Below are 12,190 nucleotides of genomic sequence, written 5' to 3'. Positions count from 1 at the left end.
GTATAACCTGTTATTCCTAAACAAAACCAACAAGAAAAGTGTTTAGTCATCATAAAAAGATGGGTAATAGACTGATAAAGCCACTTTCTATTTCATACTTATTTGCAATTTTAAAAAGACAAGCTATAATAAGGGCAATAGTCTTAATTTATATAGAAGGAGTGACATTATGTCTGACGTAAACGGTCACGAATCCATCGCACCGTCCTTGCAAGAGATTGCTCAAGCTATCTTCACTGTAAATCGACATGCTAAATCTGCTCCTGACCCTAAGCAATTGTATCAGCTAAAAAAAGTCGCACTAGAACAATTAATTTTAGAAGGAAAAGCAAACAAAGAAGGACTTCATTTTTCACCTAACCCTGGTAATAGTAGACAAAGATCTGATGTACTTGTGAAAGTTGACACCTACTATTTCCACATGCCACCAAAAAAGGAAGACTTCAAATTATTACCACACCTCGGACAGCTAAATCATTCTTATCGAAATCCCAAAACACACATGTCTTTGTCACAAGCAAAACGAGTACTAATGAAGTATGTGGGACATTTAATTACAGAAACACCACAACCAACTTCGTCTCAACCAAGGCAAAGAAAGACACCTGTATTCAAACCTCTTGGTAAAAGTTATTTCTAAATGATTATGTTCATTAGAACGATATAGAATGTAAAAAGGGTGTGAAAAGCTGAAGCTTTTCACACCCTTTTTTAACGACATACGTTACAAAACAAGCTTATCAATCAACTGAACAAGCTCAGTGATTTCTGGCTTGCTTACTTGTGCATTAGCACCAACCATTTTTCCTTTGTGACGCAAATCTTCGGTAATCAGTGATGAAAAAATCACAACAGGCAAGACCATTAAACGTGAGTCACCTTTAATTTTCTTTGTAAGGTGATGGCCATCCATTTGTGGCATTTCAATATCTGTAATAATCAATTGTACTTCATCTTCAATTGCCTTACCGGAATCTGCAATACTTTCTAAATAACTCCACGCTTCTTGCCCATTTTCAAAAAACTCCGTAAACACGTAACCTGCTTGTTCAAGTGTGTCGCTAATCATGTGACGAAGTAACGGTGAGTCTTCCGCTATAACAAGTCGTTTATTTGAACGTTCACGTGGACCTAACTTCTTAATTTTACTTACATCAATACCCGAATCAGGATTTACATCTGTGAGTAATTTTTCAAAGTCTAACAGAAGTAACATCTCTCCACTCATCTTAATGACTCCCGTAATTTGTGTTTCGAATCCTTGATAAATCTGAGCAGGTTTTTCAATATCCTTCCATGAAAAACGATGAATTTGTGTAACGGTATGAACATGAAACACAATCTTTTGCTTATTGAACTCTGTGACAATAAATTTATCTTTTTCAGGATTATCTGAAGGTGATAGTTTTAACGCTTTTGCTACATCAACAATTGGTAAAACCTCTCCTCGAAGCTCGATAATTCCCTCTACGTAATGATGAGCATTTGGCACTGGCGTAATTGAAACAGGATTAATAATTTCACGCACTTTAATAACATTAATCCCAAAACGAATAGAACCAATGCCAAATTCTACAATTTCTAGTTCATTCGTACCACTCTCTAACAAAATACCTTTATCATTAAACATCCATTTTCGCCCTTCCATGTTAAAGTCTTCTAATCTAGTTCTATTATATAGCGCAAAAATTATTTGGCAAAGAGCAATTATGTACAATTCTAGATCTAAGATACCATTTTATCTTTTAAACATGATGTTCTTCCGACTTATACGTGGACTAAATATGAATGATTAACCCCATAACTTCAATTTAAAGTAAGAAGCCTAACGCCATTCGACTTGCTAGGCTACCCAAATCAGCAAAAAGCAACGTGAAAGACAGTTATTATTCCTTTCATTTTCTCGATAGTGATATAATGAGAACGGGATAAGAGTTATAAAAGTAGAGCTAAATGGAGTGGGGAAAATGAAGCGCACAATTCAAAAAGAGCAAACAAAACAAAAGCTTCAAAAGGTAGCAATTCGTCTTTTTCAGCAGCAAGGGTACCAAAAGACCACGGTTTCGCAAATTACAGAAGAGTCTGGGGTAGCAAAAGGAACTTTTTTTAATTACTTTAAATCGAAAGAAGAAGTATTGCATACATTAGGAGAAAAACAACTTGTACTTTTTGAACAACAAATGAAAGTGATTTTAAGTTCTGAGCAATCCATTTCATCTTCTATTCATGATATGTTTCAGTCATTAGTTAAAACGTATGAAGAAGCAAATACTCAACTTGTAAGGTCTCTTTTTCATATTTCCATCACAAATGAAACGTTTCAACGGTCTGAAATTCTTCAAATTGAACAAATCAAACATTATTTAATTTCATTAATTGAAGAAGGAAAAAAACGCGGTGAATTTAGGGGGGATATTTCTTCAGAAGAAGTAGGCTCATCTGCCATCTTACACTTTTTTGGTATCCTATTTTACTGGTGTACAACCTCTCAGCAATTCGACGTTTCGCTACAACAAAAAGTACATCATTCTGTTTCGCTTTTACTAAACGGAATTTGTTCGTAGTATATAAACGTTCTAAGATGTACACCTCATCACGTACTATTATGAATAGGTTACTCGTTTTTCATTAAAATTCTAACATTCTTTTTTAACACCTTGCGCTTAACTTACATATATATGGGTATATACCTAGTAAGTTGAAAACGTTCTACTTAGAAAACAGGGAGGTAGTAAAATGAATTATCATGGAAAACGAGCAAACGAGTTTTACAAAGAAAAGCAGTCTATTACAAGGCCGACACGTTTTGAAGAAGAAGCTGGCGCCCTTTTAAATCATGTTAGTGATGTTTTCAATAAAAAGCATTTACTATCTTTGATTGATCAGTCGTTGGACTTAAAAGATAAAGATACATTTCTTCAATTAACAAATGAATATAACAATCTAGTTCGTTTAGAACAAAAATAAAACGATGGGGCGTCTCCATCGTTTTATTTTTGTTCTATGATGTGATAAATACAAATGTGTTAAAATAGATGGTACAGTAAAGAAAGGATGAAAGAAATGGAACATCTCATTAATCATCGCGTTAAGGACATTCAAATTTCGGGTATCCGAACATTTTTTAATATGGTTTCACAGTATGAAGACGTCCTTTCATTAACCATTGGACAACCTGACTTTTTAACCCCAGAGTCTGTGAAAGAAGCTGCAAAACAAGCCATTGATGATAATCAAACATCATATACTCATAACGCAGGTATCTTGGAGTTAAGACAAGCTGCTTCTGAATTTGTGCGTACAAACTACGCTCAACACTATAACCCAGAAACAGAAGTCATTGTAACCATTGGTGCTAGTCAAGCCATTGATATTGCCATGCGCACCATCTTAACTGAAGGTTCTGAAGTTATTTTACCAGGCCCTGTTTACCCTGGCTATGAGCCACTTATTCGTTTAGCAGGCGCTGTACCTGTTCACGTTGATACAACGAACACAGGATTCCGCTTAACCGCTGAGTTAATTGCACAGCATATTACAGATCAAACAAGGTGCATTATTTTACCTTATCCTTCAAATCCAACAGGGGTTACATTAACAAAAGATGAGCTAGAAGACATCGCTACCCTTTTGGAAGAAAAAGATATTTTTGTATTATCTGATGAGATTTATAGTGAGCTTGTATTCGATGGAAAGCACGAATCCATTGCAACAATCCCTTCCATGCGTGAAAAAACGATTGTAGTAAATGGTGTATCGAAATCTCATTCGATGACCGGATGGCGCATCGGACTATTATTCGCTCCAGCGTACATAACCAAACATATGCTAAAAGTACATCAGTACAATGTGAGCTGCGCTTCTTCTATTTCACAAGCTGCTGCATTAGAAGCGTTAACAACAGCAAAAGACGAATCCATCGAAATGAAGAAAGAATACGAAAAAAGAAGAAATTATGTGTATGATCGATTAATTGAAATGGGACTTGAAGTGGAAAAGCCATCTGGTGCTTTTTATATGTTCCCTTCGATTAAAAAGTTTGAAGAAAATTCCTTTGACTTTGCGCTCAGCCTTGTAAAAGATGCCGGAGTCGCACTTGTTCCAGGAGATGCCTTCTCATCTTTAGGTGAAGGTTATGTGCGCCTTTCTTACGCATATTCTATGGAGACCTTAACAAAAGCATTAGATCGCCTAGAACAATATATCCGTACAAAATGAAAAGCTGTACGAGGAGGAGTGTAAAATCTCCATCTTCATACAGCTTTTTTGTTATAGTCCACCTTTATATTTTCCGTCATTCTTCGATGCTTTTTCTTGTTTCGCTTTTTCTTTATGGTTATGATTTGCTTGTGCACTTCCAAATTCGTGACTGAATTCAGCGTTTAATTTTGTTGCATCAAAGCCTTTTTTATTTTTTTGATCAGCATCATTCTTTTTTGTACGTTTCGCCATCTTTTAACACTCCTTTACTCTGTGAATACCGTTAGTGTAATCAGAATAGAAGAAGTTATAGCTGTTAGTACATACTACCTTACCCTTATTTATACAATTTATATAACGCTTGTGTGCCACTATTTTCTTCGCCTTGCTTAGCAAGCTGTTCATACAATTGTTTGGCAAGAGCTAAACCATGAGTTGGCATCTCCAACGCTTTTGCTTCTTTCAATGCAATATTCATGTCTTTAATGAAATGTTTAATATAAAAGCCAGGCTCAAAGTTTTGCGCAATCATACGCGGAGCTAGGTTATCTAACGACCAACTTCCTGCAGCGCCTGTTGCAATGGAAGAAAGTACTTTCTCAGGATCTAAGCCAGCTTTTTCAGCATACACCATCGCTTCACTGACTCCCATCATCGTAGAAGCAATTGTAATTTGGTTACACATCTTTGTATGCTGTCCTGCACCTGCTTTTCCTTGAAGAATGATGTTTGTTCCCAAACGTTCTAAAACTGGCTTACACGCTTCAAATACGCCTTCTTCTCCTCCAACCATAATAGTCAACCTTGCATCTCTTGCTCCTACGTCTCCTCCTGAAACAGGAGCATCTAATACATGAATATTCTTCTTTTTCCCTTCTTCATAAATGCGAATCGCTAAAGATGGTTCAGACGTTGTCATATCAATTAAATACGCTCCTGGCTTAGCATGATATAATAGCCCTTCCGCTCCTAAATACGTTTCTTCCACATCTTTTGGGTAACCAACCATTGTTAAAATAACATCACATTCTTTTGCTATTTCTGCTACACTTTCTTTCCAAACTGCTCCATTATCTAACAAAGCTTTTGCTTTTTCTTTTGTTCTTGTATAAACGTACAGTGAGAAACCTGCTTTTAAAAGATGTGATGCCATACTTTTCCCCATTACACCAATTCCAATGAAACCAACCTTTACATGTTTGTCCAATTCCTACATCCCCTTTATATGTACATATATAACCATCTTACACAATAACAACCACCGAAAAAAGAGGAAACGTTACTTCCTGTCTATTACATTCAATTACATGGATAGATAAACAAGAAATGATGTTTCAGGATGACTACAGATGGGGAGTGTAAAGACAAGAGGATTTACAGAAGGTGTTGACTTTTTTCATATTCTTCAAACTGTTCATCCGTTTTGAGTAGATACGACAAGCCTTCAATTACACCAATTACTTGAGGAATTCCTGTCCAGCAAAAAAGTAAATAACACACACCTTGAAAGGTTCTCCCAATGTAAAATTTATGAAAGCCAAGTCCGCCGAAAAAAAGAGCAAGAATGGCAGCTTTTATTCTTCTTGACATTCACCTCGCCTCCTTTATGCTTTCTATTCACTATATGAAAAGTACATCATAAACTTGACTTGTATTGAGATAAAGCAGAGAAGAAAAAGTTTGAATGAAAGAAATGTTCAAAAACGCACAAACTAAGTTATATTGTTTGACATTAAGAAATAGCTACTGTAGAATTTCTCTGACTTACGCATCGTAGGTCGCTTTTATCGCTACAATACATACTACGAACTACGGAGGTTTTATTTATGAGTAAAGATTTTTTCGAAGTAGTCAACGAACGTACATCGGTTCGTCATTACGACACATCCGTTAAACTAAGCAAAGAAGAAGTAACTGACCTATTAGAAACAACCATTAAATCTCCTTCTGCATGGAACCTACAACAATGGCACTTTATGGCGTTTACAAGTGATGAAGCAAAAGAACGTTTATTGCCAATTGCATACAATCAAAAGCAAGTGGTTGAAGCAGGAGCTGTTGTCGCGATTTTAGGTGACTTAGAAGCAAATAAAAATGTAGATGATGTCTATAATCCACTTGTTGATGCTGGACATATGAAAGCAGAAGTAAAAGACATTTTAGCTGGACAAATTGAAGGAGCGTACAGCAACCCTGTATACGCACGAGATGCAGCATTTACCAACTCTTCGTTAGCAGCGATGACATTAATGCTTGCAGCAAAAGCAAAAGGCTATGATACATGCTCAATGGGCGGATTTAATGTCCAACAATTCATTGACGAATTCAAAGTTAGCGATCGCTATATTCCAGTTATGTTAATTTCAATCGGAAAAGCAGCAAAACCTGCTCACCACAGTGCTCGCTTTTCAGTTGACCGCGTGACTACATGGCTATAAAAAAAATCCTGCTTAGGCAGGATTTTTTTTATATAGACTTCACCATTCCACCATCAACAAGGAATGATTGACCTGTCATATATGTATTTCCATTTGATAATAAAAATGTCACAACTTTTGCAAATTCTTCTGGCTCTCCATATCTTCCTAACGGAATACCGGCTTTTACTTTTTCTTCAATCTCTTCTTTTGAGATACCTTGTTTTTCTGCATTAATTTGATCTAGATGTAATGTACGCTCCGTTGCAATTCGTCCAGGTGCAACGGTATTAATTAAAATGTTATACTGCGCAAGTTCTTGAGCTAACGTCTTTGTTAAGCCAACGATTCCTGTGCGAAATGTATTTGATAAGAGCAATCCTGGAATCGGCTCTTTAATGGAAGATGATGAGATATTGACGATTTTACCGCCTTGTACTTGCATATGAGGAAGAACTTCACGAATCGTTCGGATATAACTTAATAAATTCAGTTCAAATGCTTGCTGCCAATCTTCATCACTTAATGATAGAAAACCACCCGCTTTTGGTCCCCCTGCATTATTGACTAAAATGTCAATGGTGCCAAATGCCTCAACGGTTGCTTGCACAAGTTGCTCGATTGATTCTTTATTGGCTACATCGACAACGTGATAACAAATTTCACCTTTTGAACCTACAGAGAGCTCTTCCACAACTGCTACTAATTTCTCTTCAGAACGGCTCGCTATCATCACATTTGCCCCTTCTTGCGCTAATTGTTTGGCAATCGCTTTTCCTAATCCTTGACTAGATGCTAGCACTAATGCATTTTTACCATTTAATTGTAAGTCCATGACACATATCCCCCTTTTCCTATATGTCATAATCGTACAGGAATTAAACAGATTACTCAATCAATTCACACTGCATTTCAATATTTGTTTCTAAGCAACTGCTTACTATTTTTCTACTATCAAGACATACAAAAAGAGGGTGGGACATAACGAAATGATTCCTTCTCAAAAACGAACAATACCGTTTCTATCATCGTTATGTTACAACAACAATTTCGTTCCATTTCGCTCCACTATTCTTTTAAACTTGTTTTCCAAACCTAAAAATGTCCGAACTATAAAGAGTATATAACTCAAAATAGTTCGGATATCTTATCAACTGAAACACTTATGTCCCAACCTCTTTACGCTTCTACTAGCGTCCACTCTAAGTCTTTTTTATTTAAAACAAGTGACGCTTGCAATTTGCTTTTCTTTTTATATTCATGACGATCATTATATAGTTCATCCATATCAATCATTTCTTTTCCAATTGTATAAATAGGTATTTGAATATCTTTCCGTGTTTGAATCATTGCTTCAAAGTCAATGATTAAACCATCACTCATTAAGGTTAAGAGAGTATTAGCTAACACAAGCGGTACAGGAGGGTACTCCACTTTTTTACGCCTTAATGCAAATCTCTTTTGCTTTAACAACGTAATTTTCAAAGGAATTAAACGGCTAATCAGATGTTTGACGTCATATACATCTCGGTAATACGTTTTGTTGCTAGACCCATCATCATGAGCCAAATAAACAAATTGATTACTTAATTTATTACTAAATGGGGTCACTAATGGTTTTTTATAATGCCCTAGATACAAAAGAGCTGCGAGTTCTGCTGGTTCAAGCAAATCTAATGAAGAAAGATCATCAAAGTCGATCCAACAAAAATCTCCATACTGATAAACATTGTCTTCAACAAGAGACCAAATTTGCTCATCCTCTACGTAATCTAAATGGGTAGGAAAATGATAGTCGCTATCCTCAAATTGATGCTTTAACAGTAACACATTCGTAAGAGGCCTAGGAAGTGAATGGACAAACTCTTTAAACTCAATTCCATAAGCCGTAAAATAGCGCTCTGCTAAATGATTATGTATGTAAACAACATCTCGGATTCCGTCTGCTTTACTCAACCGTACTAACCACCTTATATCATCATTCTACGTCTCGTATACAAGTGTGTATTCAATTCATATATTATATATCTAATACGGCTTTAAATCTACATAAATTCAATTAGAAATTTTTATGATAAATGATTATCTTTTTAGTTAAAATTGTTTAAGTACCAATCGACTTTTAAATGTTTATTCTCTATATAGAATGCGTTATGATAAGAAAATAAACTTCGTAATGAGACTTTAAAATGAAAGGTGAATTACATGGATGTACGTCATTTACACTATTTTAGCGAAGTAGCTAAACATGGTAGTTTTACAAGAGCATCTGAAGCGTTACATATTTCGCAACCATCACTCAGTAAAATGGTCAAATCTCTTGAAAGTGAGTTAGGCGTCATGCTCATTGATCGTTCTGGTAAAAGACTACAGCTAACGGATGCAGGGAAAATCGTGTATCAACAAGCCGATGGTATTTTGTCATCATTACGCGATTTATCAAACTCATTATATGATTTAATGCATCTACAAAAAGGGACGATAAAAATTGGACTTCCACCTCTCATTGGAACACTTTTCTTCCCTCGTATCATTAAATCATTTTATACTACTTATCCGGAAATTCAGGTGAAACTAATTGAATACGGTGCGAAAAAAATGCAAAAAATTTTAGAAATTGGAGAAGTGGATATTGGCATTGCTTTGTTACCAGTCGATGAACAAAAATTTTCTACCATTCCATTTGTGAAAGAACGACTACAACTTGCTGTACATAAGTCGCACCCTCTTTCTCATCGACAATCAATATCGTTAAAAGAATTACAAGACGAATCGTTTATTCTTTTCCATGAAGACTTTACAATGCACGAGCTCATTTATAATGAATGTATCAAATACGGATTTACACCTAAGATTGCTTATACAAGCTCTCAGTGGGACTTAATTGGAGAAATGGTTGCTGCTAATTTAGGAATTACGCTATTTCCATATTCAATCTGCCAAAAGCTAAATAAAGAGCAAATCTCTATTATCGAACTCGAAGCGGAAATCCCATGGGACTTAGCACTCATTGTTAAAAAAAACCGCTATATCTCGTTCGCTACACAGGCATTTATTGATCATATGAAATCAATTACTGACATTAAAAGAGACTGAGAAAAAAACACGAATGTTTTCCTCAGTCTCTTTTTATTGTTTCATTCATTCTCCTTCTTATTACAACAACATAACAAATATTACCCATACAACACGATTAACATTTGAACCCATCTAGCTCGCTTCGTTAACTATAACTTTTTTGCATGGTTTCTATAACTAATCGATATTTTACCTTTCTTCTCTTATCTAGTACACTTTAGTTGTAGCATTCATTTTCTCAATTTGTATCCCCATTTGCATAATTTAAAAAGTTTCTCTTTTCCCAATGATTGAGTCGCCGAACGTTAGGCGGCTCTTTTGTTTTGCCTATTTACATAAGTTTTGTCACCATTTAATGAGTTGTAGAAAATGGTTACTTTCCGCTTTTACCGACCACCAAAGAGTATCTCTACCAAACCAATCAACCTAAAAAAGCCATCACTTAAAAAAGGTCTGTGTATGGAACAAATCAAAAAAAGAAGCTCAGGAAAACCTGAACTTCTTTTTCTTATGCTAAATTGAATGTTGATTTAACAAATTCAATTACTTCTTCAGTTGAAGACATTGAAAGGATTGTTTCAATGTGTGGTTCGATGTCTGCTTTTGAAAGCTGACGGATTTGTGAGCGAGCTTTTAGAATCGATGTTGCACTCATTGAGAACTCATCTAAACCAAGGCCTAATAAGATTGGAATCGCAATCTCATCTCCAGCCATCTCACCGCACATACCTACCCATTTACCTTCTTTATGAGCAGCTAAGATAACCCGAAGAATCGCTGGGTTATACGGTTGATATAAGTATGATACGCGTTCATTCATGCGGTCTGCCGCTAGCGTGTATTGAATTAAATCGTTTGTTCCGATTGAGAAGAAGTCTACTTCCTTCGCAAATAAATCTGCCATGACTGCAGATGAAGGAATTTCAACCATCATTCCTACTTCGATGTCCTCTGAGACATTCACACCTTCAGCTTGTAGCTTTTCTTTTTCTTCTAAAAGAATTGCTTTTGCTTGGCGGAATTCATCAACAGTTGCAATCATTGGGAACATGATTTTCAAGTCACCATAAACACTTGCACGTAGTAGCGCACGAAGTTGTGTACGGAACATGTCTTGCATTTCAAGACATAAACGAATTGCACGGAAACCTAAGAATGGGTTCATTTCTTTTGGTAGATCTAAGTATGGTAACTCTTTATCTCCACCAATATCAAGTGTACGAACGACAACTGGTTTACCTTCCATGCGCTCTAACACTGTTTTATAAGAGTTAAATTGCTCTTCTTCTGTTGGAAGATCTTCACGACCCATGTATAAGAACTCAGTACGGTATAGACCAACGCCTTCTCCACCGTTTTCTAATACACCTTTCACATCTTCTGGTGTACCGATATTTGCTGCTAACTCAACATGATGGTCATCAGCCGATAGTGTTTTTTCGTTTACAAGCTTCGCCCACTCTGCTTTTTGCGCTTCATAAGCTGCTGCTTTTTCTTCATATTGTTTAACAACTTCTTCGCTTGGGTTCACAATTACTTTTCCATCTAAGCCGTCGACAATGACTAATGTACCATTTTTAATATCATGCATCACTGTTTTTGTACCAACAACCGCTGGAATTTCCATTGAACGTGCCATAATCGCAGAGTGAGACGTACGGCCTCCAATATCAGTCGTGAAACCTTTTACATATTGACGGTTAAGTTGTGCTGTGTCAGAAGGTGTTAAATCTTCCGCAATAATAACAACTTCTTCCGAAATCATGCTTGGATTTGAGATGTTTACACCTAAAAGGTGAGCTAATACACGCTTTGTTACGTCACGGATATCTGCCGCACGCTCTTTCATGTACTCATTATCCATTGATTCAAACATGTTAATGAACATAGATGCCACTTCGTCTAAAGCGAATTCTGCATTTGCATTCTCTGTTTGAATTTTTTCTTTAATTGGATTAATAAGTTCTGGATCGCTTAGTACTAATAAGTGAGCAGAAAAAATCTCTGCTTTATCTTGACCAAGCTCTTTTAATGCATGTTCTTTAATTTTTTCAAGTTCTGATGTAGATGTCGCAAGGGCTTTCTCTAAGCGTGCAATCTCGCTGTCAACGTCTGCTACTTGTTTCTTTTCTACTGTTAACTCTGGATTTTCAAGGCGAAATGCTTTAGCAATAGCAATGCCGCTAGAAGCGGCAATGCCTAGAATTTCTTGTGTCATTATTCGCCTAATCCTTCTTTTTTGATTGTTTCTTCGATGGCTGCGATTGCATCTGCTTCGTCAGAACCTTCAGCTGTTACTTTAATTGTAGCATCTTTTGGAATACCTAGAGACATAACACCCATGATTGACTTTAAGTTAACTGTTTTACCGTTGAACTCTAAGTTAACATCTGAATCAAATTTACTAGCTGCTTGTACTAATGTTGTTGCTGGACGTGCGTGAATTCCTGAATCTGCTGTTACTGTAAATGTTTTTTCTGCCATGATAATCAATC

General features: G+C 36.2%; 14 protein-coding genes. 6 read left to right on the top strand and 8 right to left on the bottom strand.

Annotation, left to right across the window (positions count from 1 at the left end):
- Window positions 1-169: 169 nt before the first annotated feature.
- Window positions 170-640 (top strand): YkyB family protein, encoded by a 471-nt coding sequence (locus DIS06_RS02725; protein ID WP_110111718.1) that lies wholly within the window; start codon window positions 170-172, stop codon window positions 638-640.
- Window positions 641-724: 84 nt separating this feature from the next.
- Here DIS06_RS02725 and DIS06_RS02720 read toward each other — a convergent pair whose 3' ends face one another.
- Window positions 725-1,630, bottom strand: coding sequence for a chemotaxis protein (locus DIS06_RS02720; protein WP_110111760.1), 906 nt, complete (start codon window positions 1,628-1,630; stop codon window positions 725-727).
- A gap of 337 nt (window positions 1,631-1,967) precedes the next feature.
- Between DIS06_RS02720 and DIS06_RS02715 the strand changes: the two genes are divergently transcribed.
- From DIS06_RS02715 to DIS06_RS02705, 3 genes are all read left to right on the top strand, one after another.
- On the top strand, window positions 1,968-2,564 hold the full coding sequence (locus DIS06_RS02715; RefSeq protein WP_110111717.1) for a TetR/AcrR family transcriptional regulator: 597 nt from the start codon (window positions 1,968-1,970) through the stop codon (window positions 2,562-2,564).
- 172 nt (window positions 2,565-2,736) lie between these two features.
- On the top strand, window positions 2,737-2,967 hold the full coding sequence (locus DIS06_RS02710) for an IDEAL domain-containing protein (RefSeq protein ID WP_110111716.1): 231 nt from the start codon (window positions 2,737-2,739) through the stop codon (window positions 2,965-2,967).
- Between the two features lie 96 nt (window positions 2,968-3,063).
- Window positions 3,064-4,218, top strand: a complete 1,155-nt coding sequence (locus DIS06_RS02705; protein ID WP_110111715.1) for an aminotransferase A — start codon at window positions 3,064-3,066, stop codon at window positions 4,216-4,218.
- A 51-nt stretch (window positions 4,219-4,269) separates the two neighbouring features.
- Here the strand turns inward: DIS06_RS02705 and DIS06_RS02700 are convergent, their stop codons facing one another.
- The 3 genes from DIS06_RS02700 to DIS06_RS02690 form a co-directional block, all read right to left on the bottom strand.
- Window positions 4,270-4,452 (bottom strand): hypothetical protein, encoded by a 183-nt coding sequence (locus tag DIS06_RS02700; protein WP_110111714.1) that lies wholly within the window; start codon window positions 4,450-4,452, stop codon window positions 4,270-4,272.
- Window positions 4,453-4,537: 85 nt separating this feature from the next.
- Window positions 4,538-5,407, bottom strand: coding sequence for an NAD(P)-dependent oxidoreductase (locus DIS06_RS02695; protein WP_275425409.1), 870 nt, complete (start codon window positions 5,405-5,407; stop codon window positions 4,538-4,540).
- Between the two features lie 167 nt (window positions 5,408-5,574).
- Window positions 5,575-5,790: a TM2 domain-containing protein gene (locus DIS06_RS02690; protein ID WP_110111713.1), complete on the bottom strand. Its 216-nt coding sequence runs from the start codon at window positions 5,788-5,790 to the stop codon at window positions 5,575-5,577.
- 236 nt (window positions 5,791-6,026) lie between these two features.
- Between DIS06_RS02690 and DIS06_RS02685 the strand changes: the two genes are divergently transcribed.
- Window positions 6,027-6,638: a nitroreductase family protein gene (locus DIS06_RS02685; protein WP_110111712.1), complete on the top strand. Its 612-nt coding sequence runs from the start codon at window positions 6,027-6,029 to the stop codon at window positions 6,636-6,638.
- A 28-nt stretch (window positions 6,639-6,666) separates the two neighbouring features.
- Here DIS06_RS02685 and DIS06_RS02680 read toward each other — a convergent pair whose 3' ends face one another.
- Together DIS06_RS02680 and DIS06_RS02675 are read right to left on the bottom strand one after the other, a co-directional pair.
- Window positions 6,667-7,452 (bottom strand): SDR family oxidoreductase, encoded by a 786-nt coding sequence (locus tag DIS06_RS02680; protein ID WP_110111711.1) that lies wholly within the window; start codon window positions 7,450-7,452, stop codon window positions 6,667-6,669.
- A 344-nt stretch (window positions 7,453-7,796) separates the two neighbouring features.
- Window positions 7,797-8,573 (bottom strand): peptide ABC transporter permease, encoded by a 777-nt coding sequence (locus DIS06_RS02675; protein ID WP_110111710.1) that lies wholly within the window; start codon window positions 8,571-8,573, stop codon window positions 7,797-7,799.
- Window positions 8,574-8,822: 249 nt separating this feature from the next.
- Here DIS06_RS02675 and DIS06_RS02670 point away from each other — a divergent pair, with 249 nt between their 5' ends.
- Window positions 8,823-9,713: a LysR family transcriptional regulator gene (locus DIS06_RS02670; protein WP_110111709.1), complete on the top strand. Its 891-nt coding sequence runs from the start codon at window positions 8,823-8,825 to the stop codon at window positions 9,711-9,713.
- Between the two features lie 490 nt (window positions 9,714-10,203).
- Here the strand turns inward: DIS06_RS02670 and ptsP are convergent, their stop codons facing one another.
- Both ptsP and DIS06_RS02660 read right to left on the bottom strand, forming a co-directional pair.
- A complete protein-coding gene (gene ptsP, locus DIS06_RS02665) occupies window positions 10,204-11,913 on the bottom strand; it encodes a phosphoenolpyruvate--protein phosphotransferase (RefSeq protein WP_110111708.1) in 1,710 nt (569 codons plus the stop codon).
- A complete protein-coding gene (locus DIS06_RS02660; protein WP_110111707.1) occupies window positions 11,913-12,179 on the bottom strand; it encodes a phosphocarrier protein HPr in 267 nt (88 codons plus the stop codon). The genes ptsP and DIS06_RS02660 overlap by 1 nt, the downstream gene beginning before the upstream one ends.
- Window positions 12,180-12,190: the final 11 nt, after the last annotated feature.

This window comes from Bacillus sp. CGMCC 1.16541 (assembly GCF_003184905.1).
Lineage (GTDB): Bacteria > Bacillota > Bacilli > Bacillales > Bacillaceae_H > Priestia.
This window is presented reverse-complemented; position numbering and strand designations above follow the sequence as displayed.